This is a genomic window from Legionella maioricensis (assembly GCF_023618015.1).
Classification (GTDB): Bacteria; Pseudomonadota; Gammaproteobacteria; order Legionellales; family Legionellaceae; genus Legionella; species Legionella maioricensis.
The window spans coordinates 40,987-63,077 of the sequence record NZ_JAJKBJ010000007.1 but is presented as its reverse complement, the minus strand read 5'-3'; the positions used below and the strand labels follow the sequence as shown (position 1 = coordinate 63,077).

Sequence of the window (22,091 nt, the reverse complement as noted above, 5' to 3'; positions counted from 1 at the left end):
TTGTTATGGGTATTGGTAATGTTTATACCATTGGTTAGTAAACAAATTTGTATATTGTCTTGCGTTATAGTAAATGAGATGACGTTATTATAAATAGAGTAGCCGGTTGATTGTAATTTATCTCTAGCATGAGGTAGTCTTTAAGCTTCCAGATTCACGAACAGAATTATTTATGCCCCAAAAGAGAGTAATACCAGAGGTTTTATCTTCAAAATCCTGGTTTATTGAAAAGCACTTGTCTCATTTAAATCATCCCTTGAAAGACAGCGTTGAAAAACTGATTCTTATTAGTGATTATGCGTGCAGACAAATTGCCTTGTTAACTTCCTTATTAGCAAAAGATACGTGCAGTTCCTTATTGGAAAGAGAAGATTATTTTAGGTCTATAAACAATTTAAACACAGATCTACCGCAGGCACTTTATTTACGTGAATTACGTCATTTTCGCCATACCCATTTTTTACGCTTATTACTTCTTGAGCTAGCGGGGCTGGCAAGTACTGAAGAGATCATGACTTCCTGGTCTGATTGTGCTGATGCAATTATCTTACATGCGTTGAACTATTGTCGTCGGTCTGTGTCTGTTCGCTATGGTCTGCCCAAAGACGAGAGGGGGCAAGAGGTACCATTGTTTATCCTTGGCATGGGAAAACTTGGAGGAAGGGAACTAAATTATTCTTCAGATATCGATTTGATTTTTGCTTTTAGTATGGCAGGGAATACTGATGGTGAAGAAGAGATTAGCAATCAGCAATATTATAGCAAGGTAGTGCAACAATTAGTGCAGGTATTACAAACAGTGACCGCAGATGGATTTGTATTCAGAGTTGATTTAAGACTGCGACCCAATGGAGACAGTGGTCCGCTGGTTTCCAGTTTAGCTGCTATGGAAACGTATTATCAGGAACAAGGACGTGATTGGGAACGTTATGCTATGGTCAAAGCACGGGTAATTGCTGAAGCTGTGGAGGATACGCCTCCCTGGTTTGAACGATTGATTACTCCTTTTGTCTACAGGCGCTATGTTGATTTTAGTGTTATTGAATCTTTGCGCAGTATGAAGGCAATGATTGAGCGAGAAGTACAATTGAATCCACGTCTTAATGATATTAAACGGGGGCAGGGCGGTATTAGAGAAGTAGAGTTTATTATTCAAAATTTTCAATTAATTCGCGGTGGGCGATTGCCTCAGTTACGCAAACAAAGTGCAATGGGTGCTCTGAGTGCTTTAAAACAGGCTCAATTATTACCGCGCAGTGATGCATTAAGACAAGCTTATCTTTATTTACGAAAGCTGGAAAATGTCCTGCAAAGTCTGAATGATCAACAAACTCACTCGCTGCCCGAAGATGAGATAAGGCAAACTCAGGTCATACTGGCGATGGGCTACTCTAACTGGGATGATTTTTTAGCCAAGCTACATCAGTATCAACGTATTATCAGTCATTCTTTTCATTCAGTGTTGGGTCGGGTAGAGGAATATGAAGATGAAAAACGACTTTTAGCAAATCAGTTATCCAGTCTTTGGCAGGGGCATGTTGAAGATTCGATGGCCATTAATTTATTGACCAGTTGGGGCTTTGAAAATTCACAGCGTTGTTACCAAATGCTCCATGCATTCAGACATGGCCCTCGTTGCCGGCGCTTGTCTCAAGGAGCGCGCATGCGACTGGATCGCTTCATGGTGTTACTGCTTACTGAGTTAACTCATTTTGCCAAAACGGATGAGGTGTTATTGCAGGTAATGCATTTACTGGAGAATATTGTAGGTCGCAGTGCCTATCTTGCCTTATTAACCGAAAATCCCCAGGCTTTAAAGGAATTATTATTTTGGTTTGCTAATAGCCCATTTATCACCGGATTGTTGGTAAGCCAGCCTTTCTTATTAGAAGTATTATTAGATCAGGAAGAGGGTTGGCGACCCCTTTCTCGATCTCAATTAGAACAGATATTGATGGAGAAACTATCACACGGTTCTGATGTAGAATTACAAGAAGAAATTCTTCGTCAGTTTAAATTAACCCATTGGCTGATGGCTGCTCGTGCCGAGCTGTATGGTTTGTGTCATGCCGTTCGAATTGGACAATTTTTATCTGATGTAGCACAAGTGATTGTTTCTCAGGTATTAGCTATAGCCTGTGAGCAATTATCTTTACGTAATCCAGAAATGGCGCAAATTAAATCGCGCTTTGCAATTATTGCCTATGGAACTTTCGGCAGTCGGGAGATGAATTATGCTTCTGATCTGGATTTGGTTTTTTTACATAGCGTTCAGCCCTCTGAGGAAGCATTAGTGACTCGGTTGACTCAAAAAATATTACATATGTTGACCATTCGTTCACAAGCAGGCGTTTTATATTCAGTGGATACACGCCTTAGACCTTCTGGTGCTGCGGGATTATTAGTAAGCCATGTTGATGCTTTTGTCGAATATCAAAGAAATCAAGCATGGACGTGGGAGCATCAAGCTTTATTAAAGTCGCGCGTTATTATAGGAAACCCCAAGATAAAACACTCCTTTTTACTGTTAAAAAAATCGGTATTGTCTTCAGTAAGAAACCGGGCAGCATTACAACAAGAGGTGCGGGCTATGAGGGCGAAAATTGATCAGCATCAGGAAACAGATCCTTTAAAACATGCTCGAGGCGGGTTGTTGGACCTGGAGTTTTTAGTTCAGTTTCTGGTGCTTAATCTCCATCAACCAGAAATGGTTCGATATACTCATACGTTAAGCCAGATCAGGCAGCTATTCCTTGCTCATGTTTTAACTAAAGAGCAGTGGACTGTATTGAAAAAGGCCTATCAGCATTATCATTATTTACTACATCAAAAAATACTACAGCCCAAGCCGGTCAATAGTGAGGAAATACAGGCCAAAGTGGCGGAAATATGTGAGGCCATCTATCAAAATGAATCATCAAGTCCTATCGTTGAATAGCGTACATGATAGTCAATATCAGACTCTTTGCTGGTTGATATTTCTAAATACTGTTAAATTAGTGAGCATGAAATTGACAAATAAATTCTTTTTGATTTAAAATGATTCAATTATTGCATGTATCAATCAAATACATATGCTATCTGTGACTTATCTTCTCCATTGGATTACTTGGACTATTTGGAGGACTGGTAATTTTCTACCTAGATATTAATTAATAAACGGGTTCGTCACTGAGGTAAATAATCAGGTGAGAGTTCTATGCGTCAGAAAAAACGTGCGCAGAGAAATCTTCTTTGAGATCTTGACCCAGTGATGTGCTAATCGTTTCCACATGCTTCTCTCAATTAACCTGCATTTTTTATCTCTCGCTACTTCTTTGGTAGAGGTATTATGGTGTTCTCAGCATTCTATATCCCTCGCTATAGGAGTATTAATTAACATTTCTGAGGGTAATGGATATGAAGGATAAGAAAGATTTCAGTCAGGTTAAAACAAACACCGTGTTATTCGTTAATCATTTTATTGAATATATTGGAAAGACGGTCCTCGAGCTCAGCTTATCTTTAAAACAGAAATCTGCTGCCCCTACTGTTTTATCATTATTCGTAGCAGATATGACGAAAACGTTAAATAAAGAATCACTTTCACTCGAGTCAAATAATACAACCGAATTAAATCGATTGATCTATTTATCTTATATTAAAAGTTATTTTCTACCAGTTGCATATGAATTGGCTTCAAGTTACGAGGAACAATTAGGATTGCTCCAATCATCGGATGCGGGCGTCATTCGCTTCGCTCATCATATAGCTCAATGCAGTACATCTATTTTAAAAAAGGACGAGAGGATTAAAGATCGCTCTAATCCACTGGATAAGAGTTCATTGAAATTACTCTTCGTATTAGCCGGTATTAATCAATCAGCAAAAGTTAATAGCAACAAGCTACTTGCACTAACTTCGAGTAAGGAAGTATCAGTATCAGAATTTATGAGTAATATTGGGGTGCGGCAGCAAATTGTAAGAGCCATAAGTGCATCCAATAATAAGCGATACCAATATTACACTCCTGCTAAAAAGAAAATCAAATGTGTAAAATATGGTCATCGAAACTCAATCTACAATGAAGTCATCGGTAAGGGATCTTTTGTACCAGTTCAGGATGAGAATAATATACCGCACCAAAGTTCTTACATTATTTTTGCGACGTTGGATGATATTAAGGAGTATTTAAAATCGTTTAGAAATAATCAGTTGGATTATTATGATTTTGGAATTGACAGATTTTTTAGCTATATGTCGAATCTTTATTTTCAAGGGAATAAGAACATTACTGTCTATTGTACCCAGTTGGACTTTCGAGATTTTGACATGAGTATGGCTACTTTTGATGATGTTATTTTTAATAGATGTAATTTTAATGGTGCCGATCTCACCAATACCTCTTTTAATGGCTGCGCCATTTTTGATTCTCAATTTAAGGGCGCCCTACTAAATGGAACGAAATTTAATAGAGCGAAACTCAATTTTATTGACTTAACCCAAACAAAATTCGGAACTGACAATTCATTTTCAAATTCGATGATGCAATTTGCAAACCTGGAAGGTTTATCCCTTAATGATACAAATCTTGAGGGTGTTGATTTAACGGGTTCAAATAGTATTGAAACAGATTTCAGCAAGGCAAAGACAACTTCTTTATCATCTCATGGATGTATTTCTGCATCAACTTATCTTGCAAAAGTAAGAGAACCTCAAGAGATTTTATCTCCGGAGGATCTTCCCTTTCAGCCTTATCTCGTCAGTCAGGTATCGAATTGTTGCAATGTCGCATCATTAATGAGTGTGTTGTTTAGCAACGAATCTATATCGGGTCCGGGCGAGGAAGGGGTTATCAAGGTTGATAGTCTGATGCTTTCTAAACTGGCCTATGGGATTTATGCAATGGGGGAATGCGAAAAGATATTAGATTTAAGCTTCTTATATGAATGTGAAAAGATGAATCGTAATAAAGCAGCACGTTTCTTTTTTGATAAATTAAACAAGATAGCAACAAGAGATAACAGTTCCCCATCAGAGAGTATTGATAAGCCTTCTAATGCAGATAGTCTTATTGAGCATGATAAATTTATCTCCAGTGTGTCAGATAAAAGCCCGGATCGGATTGCTGAGTATGCCACAACTCTATCAGAGGAAATCTTTAACTACGACCGCCTACATTTTAGTACACTTAAATTCTATGAACTGATGCAAGAGGCAATTAATGCAAAAGAGAAGAAAGCCTCTCCCAATTTTACTGCAATGCAGGAGTTCTCGGAAAGACTCTATTATCGCGTCTATCATGATGTCTCAGCTGCCAATCCTGATGATGGTTCACGTACCAAGGTCTTTCAACTCTATATGTGCACTGCCCTGAAATTATGCGGTGAACCCTGTAAAGACTTGCAAAGTGCTGCCTGGATAATACAGGCACTGTCTCATCAATCATTTAAAAATTCAGAGTCATCAGGAATTAAATTATCAGATAATGATAATGAACTACTGAATGATCTCTTTAAATATATCTCTCCTTATGGGAATTTTTATCATCTTCGTCAACTCACATGTAAGCGTAGTGTTCCTTTTCTTCCTCTCATTACAAGAGATATTCTAATGTCTATGGACGAAAGCGGTACGAAATCATATCTGGAGAAAATGCTGTCTTTAGGTAGTATTCAAAAGGAAATACGTACTCACCAAAGACATCTTAATAACCGCCAGGAGGTTTCCGGTGAAGCTGATACCGTCTCTGATTTTATTCCTGCAACTAATAATATTAGCTTGGATGATGTTCGGATGTTTATAAGAGGCAAGGATAGTGAGCCTGTTTTACCTTCTAATGAAACAAAAACTGAATGTATCGCCAGAAAATTGAGTTCTACTGAGCCTAATAGATTAAATAGAAAAAGGTTAAGTACAAGAGACATACCAAGATTTTTTGGGCAGAAAAGGTTTGATGCCAATGGTGAGGGCGCGAATAACAATAATGCAGAATCTGGCCCTATGTATCAATGAGACTATTATGTTAATGGCCCATATGATTTCGATTTAATTTCAAGTTAACATTTATTCAGGCTATTTGACTTGAGGAACAGTTGACAATTGCTCCTTCGACATCTCGAGATTCCTTAATAGAGAAGGGAATAGAGCGATTTCAGCAATGTTTCCCGACAGCTAAAGTTTACTAAATTGGTATTTGATACCCCTTTTCGCGAATAAGCCTGATCATCGCATCCACCACTTCGGCATCGTATATTTTATCTCGTCCGCGTAAAAGCTCATCTATAGCTGCTTCCAGACCTAAGGCGGGTCGATAAGGACGATGAGATGACATTGACTCTAGAACATCGGCAACCGCTATAACGCGAGCTTCAGGAATAATTTGATCGCCTTTTAAGCCTCGGGGATAGCCACTACCGTCCATTCGTTCATGATGTTGCAAAATAGTTTCAGCAACCGGTGAATCAAACTTAATGTCTTTGAGAATTTCATAGCCTGCCTGGGCATGCCCCCTCATCATTTCCTTTTCCGTAGTTGATAATTGAGTTGGTTTAGACAGTATCTCCGCGGGCACTGATATTTTGCCAATATCGTGAACAAGTCCCATCAGCTCAAGCGCATCACAGCGTGCCTGGGGCCAGCCTATTTCCTTAGCAATGGCTTTGGCAATTAATCCTACCCGTCTTTCATGCCCTGCTGTGTAAGGGTCGCGCAGTTCAACCATATGAGATACTGCATTAAATGTTCCCTTAATGGCTTGTTCTAATTTGATAACATAATCATTAATTTGCTCACGGGCGTGTTCGGCCTCGGTGACATCTTGCACGATAGCTAAAACAGCGGGTTTTCCATTCCAGGTTAGTGGTGTGCCGTGCACCCCCAAAATAATCTTTACCCCATCTTTACGTTGAAACGGAAGTAGGTAACTCAGCGAGGTGTGAGATTTTTGAACCAACTGAAAGTTTTTTATAACCATTTGCTTGGAAGCTTCATCATTGACCAGTAAATCGTGCAGATTCTTATCTTTCAATTCCTCGGCCTGATAGCCAATCATTTCGCAAAAACGAGAATTCAGGTAAACAAAATGTTTTTGATCGCGGACATAAATTCCTGTAAATGGTTGCTCAATCACGTTACGAAAATTTTGCTCTTTTTCACGTAACGCTGCTTCGTTATTACGGATGTCCGTTAAATCCATCCAGAATAAAATAACCTGATCGTCTAAAAATAAAGGAATAATACGGGCTATTCGAGGTGCGCCACTTCTGCTATAGACTGTAATATCTTGGTAGGTAAAATTCGTTTCTTCCGTCTTGCTTAAAGGTAAATTTTGCCACCATTGCCCATCACTTAGTGAAGAGTCAGCATGTCCAAAAAATCGCTCATCCCAATGAGTTTCCGATTTAATTTCCGCTAAAGAATATCCTAGCCATTCTTCAAAGGCGGTATTAATGCTAATAATTTTATTATCTTTTTTTGAAATAATCTGGATAGGTAAAGGCGACTTCATAAATATTTCACTAAAGCGGTGCTCTAAAATTGCTGCTTTTTTTTCTGCAACCGTACGTTGTTCATTGGCCATAAATCCAGTCAGGGCAAATGAAGCATCGGATGCAATTTCGTTTAAGAGTGATTCTTGCTCGCTATTTATATGGTTGTAATCTTTCCCGTAAGCCGCAATAAACCCAAATATTTTTTTATCACAGAGCAAGGGGATAATAAAACCATCATTAATTTCCATTGTCTCTAAGAGGTGTGTCCATTCATCTATTACCCAATTTGAACCTTTGGAAACATTAACCACCTTTCCGTTGTTCAATTGATTGATAAAATGGCCAATTGAACCTGCAGGATTAGTAATGGCCTGATTTAAACAGACTAAATCCTCTGTTTTAATGCCATGAAAATGCATGAGGGTGAAACTGTCCAGTTGTTGGTTTTTGACAGCAATCAAGAGCACCTTATAGGTACCACGCTTTAGCATAATATCAAAGAGCCCCATGATTAACTCTTCATAATTAGTACAGCGAAGAGCTGAACGGTTAATGGCGCTTAGCATTTCATGGAGGTAGACTAATTTGTGGTTTTTATTTAAAGTTAATATGCGGTTAATGGCATCGCTTAATTGTTTTGCAACGGCATTTAGGAGGTTTTGTTCTTCTTTTAAAAAAATCTCTTGAGGGGTTGGCGCTTCGTCAAGGTAAAAGACTTCAATTACTCCTATGAGTGTTTTATTGATAACAAGGGCTGTTTCCAGATTATAAAAATATTTTTTAAGTTTCTTATGAGAGCAAAATACTCCCCAATTGCTTCTAATTCGAGCCCCCATTCTATTGGGAAATTGAAATGCAGAAGGCAATACGGTGACGACTTCTTTCAATAGATGCTCTATCGAAGCTTCTTCATTGGTATTTAAAGTCGCAACGGTATAAAGACAATGGAGTTCTTTGATGCGTTTATCAAGTTCAAGTAACAGTTTGTTTTTTTGTATTTCCAGTCGCTTTCGCACCGTAATATCACGAATGACCTGCACCCATGTATTATCATAGTATATTGATATGATTGGCGTCAGGCTGCATTCAATCCAGCCATCGGCTCCCTTATCAATTTCGGTTATAAAACGCTCTCGTTTTTTAGGAAGATGGCTGCATACAAGACATTGTTCCTGGGGAATATGGCTATTATGAAACATAAGATGACTGGATAGGCCAACAAGGTTTTCTGGGGGCAGGCTGGTGAAATGACCTGCCGCTTCGTTTGCCTGATATATCAACCCATCGGTATGTATAATGAGTGTGGGATCAGGAATCGTATCGTAAGTACTTGCTGCACGGGCTAACATGTTAAACGGTTGCCGTAAAGTAGTGATTACTAGAGCAACGTAAATAAACCAACAGGTAAATATTTTTAACAGATGGCCAAACACACCCTGTATACTGTACAAATCAGTATAATTAATAAAACAAAACTCCGATAGAACCATTGCTATCATCGATGCCAGTAAGGCATAAAATAGAACGGTGGTCATCATCAAGCGTTCATGCCAATAGTAAATCATCGCCGCAAATAGCATCAGGATAATGGACAGCTCAGAGATGATTTTAAATGAGGTAACCCCTTGCCCTTCAACAAAGGTCACAGGAAAATGGCCCATAAAAATGGCTGCACTAAAAATGCAGGCAATTCCACCAAAAAAGAGGTGCATTATAAAAAGAGGGACGCGTCGATATAAAAAAAGTGGAGAGACTAAAAAAGCAAATGCTTGCAGGAAGCGAGCAATAATCCAGTATTGGGTACTTGCCGTAACAGGTTGTTCAGGTAATAAATTCATTCCTTTATAAACGAGCAAATGAAAGAAATCTATCCCGGCACACCAGCCTGATGCTATGGCAAGTACAACAACAAATTGATTTTGCGTAAACTGAATGGTGGTTGTCGCCACAGTGACTGCTATTAATCCAACAACAATGGAGAAAAATTCTGTTACAACATGAAAGACTAGGTAGTTGGCGTAATAATATAACAGGATACAAAGTAAAGAAAACAGCAATGGAGGGGCTACGATACGCCACGCTGGAGGGTATGCAAAGACATCGATTTGTTTGCTCGCCTCATAAATAGCCAAATTACCCATCCTTATCGTCAGTTAGACTGAGGCATCTTGATGAAAACGACTAAAGTCCATTACGAAGTCAATATTATCTCTGTATGTTAAAATTAGTTTAATAGGGGAGCTTTGGCAAGTGGGTATCTTGATTATATCGAAGGGAACAGCGGCCAGAGGGATTAAGCTTAAGAAAATTCAATTCTAGGCTTGGGGATGGTCTTTAATCAATACTGAAGAACAATCCCCCTGGCAAATAATCTAATCAGCCATTCCGGTATTATTAATTTTTTCCGCGTATAAATCGTAATCATCACTATCCGTAATAGTGACTTCAACAAAAGAACCTACGGTAATTCCAGGGGTGGGTGGTAGATAGACCAGTCCGTCAATTTCAGGAGCATCACTTTTACTGCGGGCTATGATCTGCTCTTCGGTTATTTCATCAACAAGCACGGTCTGAGTACTGCCAATTTTACGTTCCAATTTATTGCGGCTGATTTCTGCCTGGAGCTGCATAAAACGATGGTAACGTTCTTCTTTTATCTCTTCTGGCACCGGGGACGCCAAGTCATTAGCTTTTGCTCCTTCAACGGGAGAGTATTTGAAACAGCCTACTCGGTCTAATTGTGCTGCTTCCAAAAAGTCTAATAGTTCGGCAAATTCGTCTTCTGTTTCACCAGGAAAGCCAACAATAAAGGTTGAGCGCAAGGTAATATCGGGACAAACTTCTCTCCAGGATGCAATGCGCAGTAAAGTATTCTCACTACTTGCCGGGCGTTTCATCGCTTTTAAGACGCGTGAATTAGCATGCTGTAAAGGAATATCCAGATACGGGAGGATCAGACCATCGCGCATTAAAGGGATAATGTCATCCACATGAGGGTAAGGGTATACATAATGCAGGCGTACCCAAATACCTAATTCGCCCAATTGCTGACATAAATCATAAAAACGAGTACTGATGGTTTTTCCTTGCCACTCAATCTCTTGATAACGTGTATCAACTCCATAGGCACTGGTATCTTGAGAGATAACCAGTATTTCGTTGACGCCAGCAGCTTTTAATTTTTTTGCTTCGCTCAGAACCTGAGCCATAGGATAACTTTGCAATTTGCCACGCATCGTCGGGATAATGCAGAACGTACATTTTTGATTGCAGCCTTCTGATATTTTTAAATAGGCGTAATGACGTGGGGTTAGTTTTACTCCCTGGGGAGGAATGAGTTGAGTAAAGGGATCGGTCGGTGGCGGTAAATGCTGGTGTACTGCATTAACTACTTCCTCATAGGCATGAGCTCCACTAATATGGAGAACCTCCGGACAGGCTTCTTTAATGACATCTGCTTTGGCTCCCAAACAACCGGTTACAATAACGCGACCATTTTCAGCCATTGCTTCTTTAATAGTGTCCAGAGACTCTTTTACGGCACTGTCGATGAAGCCACAGGTATTAATCACAACTACACCTGCATCCTGATAGCTCGACACCAACTCATAACCTTGAGCACGAAGTTGCGTAATGATTCTCTCGGAATCTACCAACGCTTTAGGACAACCTAAACTAACAAACCCGACCTTATGATTCATAAAATTCTATCTGTAAAAAAAGTGAACGAATTATACCGCTTTTTGAGTGGGTTTGTCGACAGAGAGAGTGAAGTTTCAAGGATTATGTTGAAGAAATTAAAGGCGTGTAAAGAAAGCGAAAATAAAGGGCTTTTCCTTTTTGAGGGGAAAAAATTTATATTATATTAGCCAACCGAATTGCCCTGGAGAATAATAAATGAGTTTAAATAAAGGGGAAATTGCTCGCCTGCTTGCCCTGAAAAAATTGCAGGAAATATATCAAACACTAGATAAAACAGCCATGCAGGAAAAGATGAAGCTGGAGATGAAGCACAAACAGTACGTGAACTTAACCAGCATTCAAATGGAGGAGCAATTAAAACAAGTCTCGTTTTAATTTATGCTTAATGCGAATGAATATAGTTTTTGAATCCTGGAGAATAATCCGATAAGAAAATATTCTGGGTTTGAAAGGGGCGAAGCATGAGGGCATTACGCTCCTTTACAAAAAATTTACGCGATAATAATTCGGCAATAATTGTTTAATAATCTATCATTTATATAAGATATATATGATGCTTGAGTTATTTATTGAGTTTTCTGAACAGTATAAATAATTCTTTACCAGCATACAGAATAAACTCACAGAGACGGGGAGAAAGTGTATGGTTCCTAAACCCAGTTTTTGGAAGTACTCAAATTTAACTCTGTTTAAATATAACGACGCCAAACCACGAGATATTCAATCTTTATCGGATTGGAACAGACTCATAACAGCTCCAGATAAATGTGAATATTATATTAATGGTACTAAACTATCTGATTTAAGGCAGGAACCATTTGTGAGTAGAAAAGAACTGAAAGAATTTTTTAAAACAACACTTTTCAGTCAATATAAAGGAGATAAGCTAGATGCATTGTTGGAAAATGCTCTGGATAATTTTCATCAGACAGGCCTACAGCATGCTACTAACTTCAATACCAATCTTGTATCTAGCAATTCAGTAAAGTGCACGGATCCTTTATCCCGAATTGATTTTACTTCTACAGAAGATGGTGTACTTGTTAAAGAGGATAATAAGTACCAGGAAATAGTAGATAAAGGTAAAAAAAGGGACCTCATTACGGATCCTAACAAATATCATGCCAGAACAACGACTCAATATAGTTTTACTGATAAAGGATATGAAATTCAAAGCCTTGAAATTGATTGTCCCAGTCGTGAAGTAGCTGATGTATTCGACAAACGAGATCTTTGGGAAAAAATATCACAATATATCAGTAATCTTATTGCCGACTGGAAGGCTGGGCCTGAAGCAGAAAGCACTGGTATGTCAATGTAGCGATGTGGGCATCCTGAGGAATAAAAGTTTGCCCTAGCGCTGCAATCTATTTATTATTTTACTTGATTTAATACACCTAAAAATTTTTCCGCAGAGCTTTCACCGACCTGTTTTAAATGAACAAGTTCTTTGCCTTGCGAATCAAAAAATATATAAGTAGGGGGAGCCACCACCTTAAAATGATTCATTATGGCCTGATCATTAGCATTATTAGCAGTAACATCAATTCTGATGATTTCAAAACGGCTTAAAGCATTCTTGACCTGTGCGTTTTTAAACGTAGTTGCCTCCATCACTTTACAAGAAGCACACCAATCAGCATAAAAATCAAGCATTACAGGTGTTCCTTTTGCTTCGCTAAGAGCAGTCTTAATACCGCTAAGGGTTTGGATTTGTCTGGGAGCAAGCGCAGAGCTCTCAGCACTTGCTGCCTCTACATTAGACAATGGCTGTAAGGGATTAGTAGAGCCCATGCTGACGCCTATCAGGATTAATAATCCATAACCCAACAAAATAATTCCCACCCCTTGACAGAATTTTTCTCGATTTGTCAGTGAGTGAGTTAAGGCGCCTGCATAAATGCCTGAAAAAATAAACAGGCATGCCCAAAAAAGCATGATGAGTCGAGGCGGTAAAATTCGCGCCATCAGGTAAATGGCTACGGCAAGGAGCAATACTCCAAAGAACGCTTTGACCGCATTCATCCAACTTCCAGATTCAGGCAACCATTTTCCTGCTGAAGTGCCAATAAGAAGCAAGGGCGTTCCCATGCCTAAACTTAAGACAAATAAAGTGAGGCTACCTAAAAGTATGTTCTTGGTTTGAGCGATATAAGTTAAGACACCAATTAAAGGAGCGGTGACGCAAGGAGACAATATCAGGGTGGACAGACATCCCATAATTGCAGCTCCAATATAATGACCACCTCTTTGGGCACGATTTGAGCCTGCTATTTTTGTTTGCCAGGAATCGGGTAATTTGAACTCATAAAATCCAAACATTGATAAAGCAAGAAGAATAAAAATCAAACTAAATAGACTAATAGCCCAAGGTGATTGCATGCTGATTTGCAGATTGGCTCCAAGTAGGGCGACTATTGCCCCAAATAGTGCATAAGTAACGGACATACTCAGCACATAGCTTAAAGAAAGGAAAAATGCTTTGCGGGTAGTCACTGTTTTTCCGTGACCAACGATAATTCCCGAGAGCACGGGAACCATGGGTAAGATACAAGGGGTAAACGAGAGCAGCAAACCAAAACCAAAAAAAATAAGGAGGATCATGGCCCAGCTATGGGTGGCAAAGATTTGAGAAATCTCGTCAGGCTGTTCTATTGGATTGGGGGTTGCTTCTTCATGAGTGGTTTGTTCTAAAGAAACGTCGGATAAAGCTAAATTTTTATCTATGGACAATTTAATTTGTTTTACTTCGGGTGGGTAGCAAAATCCATCATCAGCACAACCTTGGTAATGAAGATCAAGCAGAGCTTCCCCGGGCTTGTTTCCTAAAACACCTACTGGAAGCGATAATTGATCACGATAAACGGTATAGACATGGCCATTTTTATCGGTTTTAGTCTGCGTTTTAGGAAAGCGAAGAGTTCCTAAATTAATGTTGCTGTCGGGCTGAGGAATTAATTTGATCCGGTCGCTGTATAAAAAATAATTGGGCTTTATCTGCCAGTCAATGACAAAAGTATTAGGATCTACTTTTTTCACCTCAACTTGAAAGACTTCTGCAGCAGGTAGCGGGTCAGCATGAATGATAAAAGCTGTAAAATAAAAGAGTAGTAAAAAGAGACATTTTTTCATTCTGAGCCTTGATGCTGTAGATGTTTATTTTTCATTGTAGTGCCAGTAATAAGAAAACCAAAATATTTTTTGTTTTTACCCTTGAAAGTTATCTTCCTGACCCCATATCAGGTGCATCGGTATTGTTTACTCTTGGTAGGCAATACTCATGACTCAGAGTTTAATTAAATCAGGAGATAAAAGTATGAAAATTCGTCCTTTACACGATCGCGTTGTTGTTCGTCGTATGGAAGAAGAGCGTACCACAGCTGGTGGTATTGTTATTCCAGATAGCGCTACTGAAAAACCCATGCGTGGTGAGATCATCGCGATTGGCGCTGGTAAAGTGTTAGATAACGGTGATGTTCGTGCTTTAGCGGTTAAAGTGGGTGATGTAGTACTGTTTGGCAAGTACTCTGGTACCGAAGTGAAAGTTGACGGTAAAGAATTAGTCGTGATGCGTGAAGACGACATCATGGGTGTAATCGAGAAGTAATCTAATCGTTTAAGGAGATAAAGATAATGGCTAAAGAATTACGTTTTGGTGACGACGCTCGCCTACAAATGCTTGCTGGTGTTAATGCATTAGCTGATGCAGTTCAAGTAACTATGGGCCCACGCGGTCGTAATGTTGTATTAGAAAAATCTTACGGCGCTCCTACTGTGACTAAAGACGGTGTGTCTGTTGCTAAAGAAATTGAATTTGAACAACGTTTCATGAACATGGGCGCTCAAATGGTTAAAGAAGTTGCTTCTAAAACTTCTGATACCGCAGGAGATGGTACAACTACTGCTACTGTATTGGCTCGCTCTATTCTTGTTGAAGGTAACAAAGCTGTTGCTGCTGGCATGAACCCAATGGATCTGAAACGCGGTATAGATAAAGCTGTTTTAGCAGTAACTAAAAAATTACAAGCTATGTCTAAACCTTGTAAAGATACTAAAGCAATTGCTCAAGTAGGTACTATTTCTGCTAACTCTGACGAAGCAATCGGCTCTATTATTGCTGAAGCGATGGAAAAAGTAGGTAAAGAAGGCGTTATTACTGTTGAAGACGGTAATGGTCTGGAAAATGAATTATCTGTTGTTGAGGGAATGCAGTTTGACCGTGGTTATATTTCTCCTTACTTCATCAACAATCAACAAAACATGACTTGTGAGCTTGAGCATCCATTTATTTTATTGGTTGACAAGAAAATCTCCAGTATTCGTGACATGTTGTCTGTTCTTGAAGGTGTTGCAAAATCTGGTCGTCCATTATTGATTATTGCAGAAGATGTTGAAGGTGAAGCTTTAGCAACTCTGGTTGTTAACAACATGCGCGGAATAGTTAAAGTATGTGCTGTTAAAGCACCAGGCTTTGGTGATCGTCGTAAAGCAATGTTACAAGATATTGCTATTTTAACTGCTGGCCAAGTTATTTCTGAAGAAATTGGCAAGAGCTTAGAAGCTGCTACTTTAGAAGACTTAGGTACTGCTAAACGTATCGTTGTTACTAAAGAAAACACTACTATCATTGATGGTGAAGGCAAAGCTGCTGAAATCAATTCTCGTATTACTCAAATTCGTGCTCAAATGGAAGAAACTACTTCTGATTACGATCGTGAGAAATTACAAGAACGTGTTGCTAAATTAGCTGGCGGCGTTGCAGTAATTAAAGTAGGTGCTGCTACTGAAGTAGAAATGAAAGAGAAGAAAGCTCGTGTAGAAGACGCTCTTCATGCTACTCGTGCTGCAGTAGAAGAAGGTATCGTTGCAGGTGGTGGTGTTGCCCTGATTCGTGCTCAAAAAGCATTGGATTCACTAAAAGGCGATAACGACGATCAAAACATGGGTATCAATATTCTACGTCGTGCTATTGAATCACCAATGCGTCAAATCGTAACTAACGCTGGTTATGAAGCATCTGTTGTCGTGAATAAAGTATCTGAAAACAAAGATAACTACGGCTTCAATGCTGCAACTGGTGAATATGGTGATATGGTTGATTTAGGTATCCTGGATCCAACTAAAGTTACTCGTATGGCATTACAAAATGCAGCTTCTGTGGCTAGTTTAATGTTAACTACAGAGTGCATGGTTGCTGATTTACCTAAGAAAGATGATGCTGTTGGCGCTGGTGATATGGGCGGCATGGGCGGAATGGGTGGTATGGGCGGAATGATGTAATCTGCACTGCTATCCTGTGAAAACCCGCCTCATGGCGGGTTTTTTATTTTAAATCAGGGAAATATCTTATTTAAATTTGAAAGATCATTCATTGGCAAAATAAGTATTATATAAATTGAGGTACGTATTATCTTGCTCCATTTGTTTTAATAAAACATTGATGCGGTCAATTAATTCTTTATTCTTAGGCGAGGCCATAAAGGCGATACCATCTCCAAGTAAAACAATGGGTCCCAGGGGGGGCAAGTTGCTTCCATCTTGTTGAGTCCAGTAATTAACCACTGAGCGATGAAGGAAGGCTGCTGATATCACTTTAGAATTCAAAGCACTTAATATATCTGATACATTTGCGTATTGTTGAATTTTAAAGAGTCCGTGATAAGTAGTTTGTAAATAATTATAAAAAACACCCCCATTAAGATCGTCTTGTACCACACCGACGGTGCTGCCTTGTAACTTATTTAATGATTGGTAAGGACCATCTGATAAGACCAAAAATTGTCCTTTACTTAGCATGTAAGGCAAACTAAAAATATAATCAGTTTTTTGAGTGGGAGAAATAGAGATTCCACCAATTGCCATATCAATCTCTCCATTGTGCAATGCATTAGAGAGCTGATCGATAGTCATGGGAATAAAATGGCACTGTTCATTCAGACGCTTACAAAGCAATCGAGTTAAGTCCATATCAAATCCGGCACCAAGAGATAGGATAAATGGCGGATTAAAAATAAGGGTACCAATCTTAATATCAGAATAACCAGAAGTAGAGAATAAAAAACAAAAGGCTAATAATAAGATTTTAATGTTCATTATTTTCAAGTCCTTCTTATTGGGACTAACTAATCATCAACTTACTGTTTCTATAAGTTTAGTCTTAACTTCAATTAAAACAAAATAGGACAATGTTCTGGATAAATAAAGATGGGGATTACGCTAAGCTATTGTAACCATTCTGCACTTTCCCTATGATGGATTCAATTAATAATATTCTTAATATTAGAAAGGAGTCGCTCTCGATGTACTTATCAAAAAACTCGAGAAAACGTCACCCAGAACGCAGCAAGGAGTTCCAAATTCAGGCAGTTAAGCCAGTTCTGAGTTCCTCACTACATTCGCAAGGACGTGCCCCAGGCTTATTGAAGAGGGACCTTTAAATTTCAATATCTCATTGATTGATTTAATTATTTTGCTAAGGATTGCTTGTGCTACGATTTTTATTTCCAGTCAGTTTATTCTTAAGTGCAGTACTTTTATTTAGTATTCAGCCTATGGTGGCAAAAACCTTGCTTCCTGTGTATGGAGGCACTCCAGCTGTATGGACTGTTTGTATGCTTTTTTTTCAGTTTGTTTTGCTGGTTTCATACGGTTATGTCTGGCTGCTTAGCTTCTTTAATAAACCTGTTGTATGGCGTTTGGTGCATATGATATTGGTCGTTTTAAGTTTAATCGCACTCCCTCTTTTATTTCACCCCTTGAGTATGGATGCTCAACCTGAATGGGGTATTCTGTATAGTCTATTAACTCAAATAGGATTACCCTTGCTTGTTATTGGGGCATCGGCACCTTTGTTACAATTTGCTTACAGTCAGACTCAAGGGAAAGGAGCTGCGGATCCTTATTTTTTATATATAGCCAGTAATCTGGGTAGTTTATTGGCTCTGATTCTTTACCCTTGGATAATTGAACGGTTTCTGGGTTTAACCATTCAATTTCATCTTTGGAGCATAACTTATTTTGTCTATATCGGCTTATTGACGGTTATATTATTTATTGCTCGTTACCAGCCTTTACCGCCCATCGAAAAGGATAAGGAATCAAGGCATTGGGGGGAGTTGCTGTATTGGGTTTTTTTAAGTTTCATTCCTTGCAGTTTGATGTTAGGCGTTACCTTATATATTACAACAGATGTAGCTGCTACCCCTTTATTTTGGGTTTTACCGCTCGCCCTGTATTTACTTTCTTTTGTAGTCACTTTTACTACAAAACCTTTAATTTCCCAGGCATGGGTTATTCGAAATTACATGTTCTTTCTAATATTTACCATTCTGGGAATTATCATTGGCGTGGAGAATGTAAAGGCTTGGCAACTGGTGCTGTTTAATTTATTAAGCTTTTTTATCTTAGCTGTTCTTTGTCATGGTCAGTTATTTGCGCGAAGGCCTAAACCTCAATCGCTTACCTTATTTTATTTTTGTTTAGCCATTGGCGGGGTACTGGCTGGCATTTTTAACGGAATTTTAGCTCCGCATTTGTTTAATCAAGTTTACGAATATCCTTTGGCAATCTTGTTAAGTTTACTTGTCGTGCCAGTGACAAAATCTACACGAGGAGGTTGGCTACCATTAGTCATTTTAGCATTGGTAGTGACTCACTATTTTATTCCCACAATTCAGGGGATATCCACCCATCAATTGATTGCAATCATCGCTTTAAGTCTAATCGTTTTAGTGCAACAGAATAAATCCAGTCTATTTCTTTCGATGTTTATTTTATTTTTATTAATTTATTTACCTATGTTTAATCAAAACAAGATCTTATTGCAGGAGCGCAATTTCTACGGGGTGAAGCAGGTACTGGATAAAAAGGAAGCTCGTGCATTAGTCAGTCAATCTACCCTGCATGGGTTACAGTTTATTAATGAAAAGAAACCAATTAATGCTTTTAGATCTTATTATGGTGCCACAAAAACCGTAGTTGAAACGATGGAACAGGAGTTCGATTCCATGTCAGTGACTCTAATCGGTTTGGGTATTGGGACTATGTTGTGCCAATTTCGTAATGCAGATCATGTCAATGTGATTGAGATTGACCAGCAAGTAATTGATATTGCAAAAAATCCGCAACTATTTACCTACCTGCGCGACTGTTCTCCTCATATAGAAATCATTAAAAATGACGGTCGCCTGGCTTTAGCAAAAATAGCTGATGGCTCGCAGAAACTATTAATTCTGGATGCTTTTAATTCAGATTCTGTCCCCGTACATCTGATGACTATAGAGGCGTTTACTCTTTATAAGAAAAAAATCGCTCCGGATGGAGTTATATTGGTTAATTTAAGTAACAGACATCTCGATTTATTGCCACTTCTTAATGCGGCAGGACATTTATTAAGTCTAAACGTACTGTCTCTGTTGGATAAGGGAAATGCCAAGTTTGGCCAGTTTCCCTCTGAATGGGCTGTGCTTACTGCTAATCAAAATTTAATTCTTAAATTAAAAGAGAATAAGTGGCGTTCAGCGGATGATAAGAAGCAGTTTTTATGGACGGATGATTATTCGAATATAGTGCCGTTATTGAAGCTGAATTGATATTAATGCCATCTCGAGCGTTAGCGAGGAATCTCCCGGAAGTAGTGCAGTGTCTGGTGCGGAGCTCCCTTGCTAACGCTCGAGATGGCGACAATAAGGCAACTGGTCGCCTCAATTAATTATGTGAGTGCGAGTTTTGAATCACACTTCTGCCAGATTACCCTTGGTTTCTAACCAGAGTTTTCTATCCCCAGCCCGTTTTTTATTAAGCATCATATCCATAATTGCCTCAGTACCCTCTTCATCATCAAGAGTGAGTTGAACCAAACGCCGGGTATTAGGATCCATGGTAGTTTCTCGCAATTGGATAGGATTCATTTCTCCTAAGCCTTTGAAACGCTGAACGTTTACTTTTGCTTTTGCTGTTTTGTTTAGATGATCAACAATACGATTTTTTTCTTCATCATCCAGGGCATAATGGACAATTTTTCCAGCATCAATTCTAAACAAAGGAGGCATGGCGACAAAAACATGCCCGGCTTTAACCAAGGGTTTAAAGTGTCGTAAAAACAGGGCACATATTAGTGTAGCGATATGAGCGCCATCCGAGTCTGCATCAGCGAGAATACATAATTTACCATAACGCAGGCCAGTCAGATCATCTGATCCCGGATCAACCCCTATAGCGACTGAAATATCGTGAATTTCCTGGGAAGCCAGAACCTGAGTAGAATCCACCTCCCAGGAGTTAAGAATTTTACCACGCAAGGGTAAAATAGCTTGAAAATCTTTATTACGTGCCTGTTTCGCGGAACCGCCTGCAGAATCACCTTCTACTAAAAATAACTCAGCCTGACTTAGATCTGTTTGCAAGCAATCGGCCAGTTTACCGGGAAGAGCTGGTCCTTGACTGACTCGTTTTCGAGCCACTTGTTTTGCTTGTTTTAAACGTTTTTGGGCGCGGTCTATTGCCAAAGCCGCTATTGCTTCACCTTGATTGCGATGCTGATTTAACCATAAGGCAAAAGCATCTTTAATCACGTTTCCTACAAAGGCGGCTGTTTGACGAGAGCTTAATCGCTCTTTGGTTTGTCCGGCAAATTGAGGTTCTTTCATTTTAACAGACAAGACATACTGGCAAGGTTCCCATAAATCGTCGGCGGTTAGCTTCACTCCACGGGGCAGGAGGTTTCTTAATTCACAAAATTCAGCCATCGCATCGAATAAACCAGAACGCAATCCATTAACGTGAGTCCCACCTTGTACTGTAGGGATCAGGTTAACATAACTTTCATTTAAGCTGCTGTTCGCTGCTTCTGACCAAACTAAAGCCCAATCCACCGTGGCCTCATCATTTTTGAATTCACCAGCAAAAGGTTCTTCTGGTAAATAATCAGCGGGCAAGGTTTGGCTTAAGTAATCCGTTAAACCGTGTTCATAACACCAATGAGTTTCCTCGTTAGTCATCTTATTGATAAAGGTCATGGACAAACCGGTGCATAATACGGCTTTTGCTCTTAATACATGAGTGAGGTGTTTTAAAGAGATTTTAGTGGTATCAAAATATTTAGCATTAGGCCAGAAACGAATAGTGGTTCCTGTTTCTCGTTTTTTAGCTATACCAGCTTCATTTAATTCACATAATTTATCGCCATTGGCAAATGACATTTGGTAAACAATGCCATTACGTTTAATCGTTACATCAAGGCGTTCGGATAAGGCGTTGACTACAGATACCCCCACACCATGTAATCCGCCAGAAAAGCTGTAATTTTTATCAGAAAATTTACCACCGGCGTGAAGACGAGTCATGATCACTTCAACACCACTTAAACCTAACTGAGGATGTAAATCTACAGGCATACCTCGTCCGTTATCCTCAACTTCGATTGAACCATCTTCATGAAGAGTCACTCGAATATGACTTGCAAATCCAGCAAGTACTTCATCGACACTATTATCGATGACTTCTTGTGCCAAATGGTTAGGGCGGGTGGTGTCGGTATACATACCAGGACGTCGTTGCACAGGCTCAAGGCCATTTAAGACTTCAATCGCTTCGGCATTGTAAGTTTCTGACATGGTATTCACTCAATAATAAACTAGATCCATTTTAACATAATTAAGTGTCGAAGAGGGTAGATTAGATTAAAAATGAAAAAAGGAATTTACCAATCTCCCTGGTTGGTTTGGAGAAAAGGCAATGAAAAATTAGTATACTTAATCAGCCTCTTGGTTTTAAGGATAAAACTATGTCTAACTACGTCAAATCAAAGTAATTGTCCTTATGGGGTTCTTCTCAATAACATAGAACATTTTTCCCTGGCCCTATTTAGTTGCCAGTTAAACCCTTCTCTTGGTAGAGTGGACTAATAATAAATCGGCG

Annotated in this window: 12 protein-coding genes; 7 read left to right on the top strand and 5 right to left on the bottom strand. The window is 39.1% G+C overall.

Annotated features, from left to right (window positions below):
• Positions 1-172 precede the first annotated feature (172 nt).
• Both glnE and LOX96_RS07585 read left to right on the top strand, forming a co-directional pair.
• Positions 173-2,938 carry a bifunctional [glutamate--ammonia ligase]-adenylyl-L-tyrosine phosphorylase/[glutamate--ammonia-ligase] adenylyltransferase gene (glnE, locus tag LOX96_RS07590; RefSeq protein WP_250422826.1) on the top strand — a complete coding sequence of 922 codons (2,766 nt, stop codon included), beginning with the start codon at positions 173-175 and terminating at the stop codon, positions 2,936-2,938.
• A 461-nt stretch (positions 2,939-3,399) separates the two neighbouring features.
• Positions 3,400-5,994, top strand: coding sequence for a RasGEF domain-containing protein (locus tag LOX96_RS07585; protein ID WP_250422828.1), 2,595 nt, complete (start codon positions 3,400-3,402; stop codon positions 5,992-5,994).
• A gap of 169 nt (positions 5,995-6,163) precedes the next feature.
• Here LOX96_RS07585 and LOX96_RS07580 read toward each other — a convergent pair whose 3' ends face one another.
• Both LOX96_RS07580 and rimO read right to left on the bottom strand, forming a co-directional pair.
• Positions 6,164-9,604: an MASE3 domain-containing protein gene (locus LOX96_RS07580; RefSeq protein ID WP_250422830.1), complete on the bottom strand. Its 3,441-nt coding sequence runs from the start codon at positions 9,602-9,604 to the stop codon at positions 6,164-6,166.
• Between the two features lie 240 nt (positions 9,605-9,844).
• Entirely contained in the window at positions 9,845-11,173 is a 1,329-nt protein-coding gene (gene rimO / locus LOX96_RS07575) for a 30S ribosomal protein S12 methylthiotransferase RimO (protein WP_250422832.1), read from the bottom strand.
• Positions 11,174-11,369: 196 nt separating this feature from the next.
• Between rimO and LOX96_RS07570 the strand changes: the two genes are divergently transcribed.
• Positions 11,370-11,549: a hypothetical protein gene (locus LOX96_RS07570; protein WP_250422833.1), complete on the top strand. Its 180-nt coding sequence runs from the start codon at positions 11,370-11,372 to the stop codon at positions 11,547-11,549.
• Between the two features lie 268 nt (positions 11,550-11,817).
• The gene (locus LOX96_RS07565) at positions 11,818-12,495 is read left to right on the top strand and encodes a hypothetical protein (RefSeq protein ID WP_250422835.1); all 678 of its coding nucleotides are present in this window, start codon (positions 11,818-11,820) and stop codon (positions 12,493-12,495) included.
• Between the two features lie 53 nt (positions 12,496-12,548).
• Here LOX96_RS07565 and dsbD read toward each other — a convergent pair whose 3' ends face one another.
• Positions 12,549-14,306 (bottom strand): protein-disulfide reductase DsbD, encoded by a 1,758-nt coding sequence (gene dsbD, locus LOX96_RS07560; protein ID WP_250422838.1) that lies wholly within the window; start codon positions 14,304-14,306, stop codon positions 12,549-12,551.
• A gap of 184 nt (positions 14,307-14,490) precedes the next feature.
• On the opposite strand from dsbD, the gene groES reads away from it, so the two are divergent.
• Positions 14,491-14,781 (top strand): co-chaperone GroES, encoded by a 291-nt coding sequence (groES, locus tag LOX96_RS07555; RefSeq protein WP_250422897.1) that lies wholly within the window; start codon positions 14,491-14,493, stop codon positions 14,779-14,781.
• A gap of 23 nt (positions 14,782-14,804) precedes the next feature.
• Entirely contained in the window at positions 14,805-16,454 is a 1,650-nt protein-coding gene (groL, locus tag LOX96_RS07550) for a chaperonin GroEL (protein WP_250422900.1), read from the top strand.
• 84 nt (positions 16,455-16,538) lie between these two features.
• Here groL and LOX96_RS07545 read toward each other — a convergent pair whose 3' ends face one another.
• Positions 16,539-17,267, bottom strand: coding sequence for a transporter substrate-binding domain-containing protein (locus LOX96_RS07545; RefSeq protein ID WP_250422841.1), 729 nt, complete (start codon positions 17,265-17,267; stop codon positions 16,539-16,541).
• A 392-nt stretch (positions 17,268-17,659) separates the two neighbouring features.
• Between LOX96_RS07545 and LOX96_RS07540 the strand changes: the two genes are divergently transcribed.
• Positions 17,660-19,765: a spermidine synthase gene (locus LOX96_RS07540; protein WP_250422844.1), complete on the top strand. Its 2,106-nt coding sequence runs from the start codon at positions 17,660-17,662 to the stop codon at positions 19,763-19,765.
• A gap of 141 nt (positions 19,766-19,906) precedes the next feature.
• On the opposite strand, the gene parE is transcribed toward LOX96_RS07540, so the two are convergent.
• The gene (parE, locus tag LOX96_RS07535; protein WP_250422846.1) at positions 19,907-21,787 is read right to left on the bottom strand and encodes a DNA topoisomerase IV subunit B; all 1,881 of its coding nucleotides are present in this window, start codon (positions 21,785-21,787) and stop codon (positions 19,907-19,909) included.
• Between the last annotated feature and the right edge of the window lie 304 nt (positions 21,788-22,091).

Excerpts from the sequence above, each read along its gene's own strand:
- glnE (WP_250422826.1), top strand. The coding sequence starts at position 173 with ATGCCCCAAAAGAGAGTAATACCAGAGGTTTTATCTTCAAAATCCTGG.
- dsbD (WP_250422838.1), bottom strand. The coding sequence starts at position 14,306 with ATGAAAAAATGTCTCTTTTTACTACTCTTTTATTTTACAGCTTTTATC.
- rimO (WP_250422832.1), bottom strand. The coding sequence starts at position 11,173 with ATGAATCATAAGGTCGGGTTTGTTAGTTTAGGTTGTCCTAAAGCGTTG.
- LOX96_RS07545 (WP_250422841.1), bottom strand. The coding sequence starts at position 17,267 with ATGAACATTAAAATCTTATTATTAGCCTTTTGTTTTTTATTCTCTACT.
- LOX96_RS07585 (WP_250422828.1), top strand. The coding sequence starts at position 3,400 with ATGAAGGATAAGAAAGATTTCAGTCAGGTTAAAACAAACACCGTGTTA.
- parE (WP_250422846.1), bottom strand. The coding sequence starts at position 21,787 with ATGTCAGAAACTTACAATGCCGAAGCGATTGAAGTCTTAAATGGCCTT.
- LOX96_RS07565 (WP_250422835.1), top strand. The coding sequence starts at position 11,818 with ATGGTTCCTAAACCCAGTTTTTGGAAGTACTCAAATTTAACTCTGTTT.
- groES (WP_250422897.1), top strand. The coding sequence starts at position 14,491 with ATGAAAATTCGTCCTTTACACGATCGCGTTGTTGTTCGTCGTATGGAA.
- LOX96_RS07570 (WP_250422833.1), top strand. The coding sequence starts at position 11,370 with ATGAGTTTAAATAAAGGGGAAATTGCTCGCCTGCTTGCCCTGAAAAAA.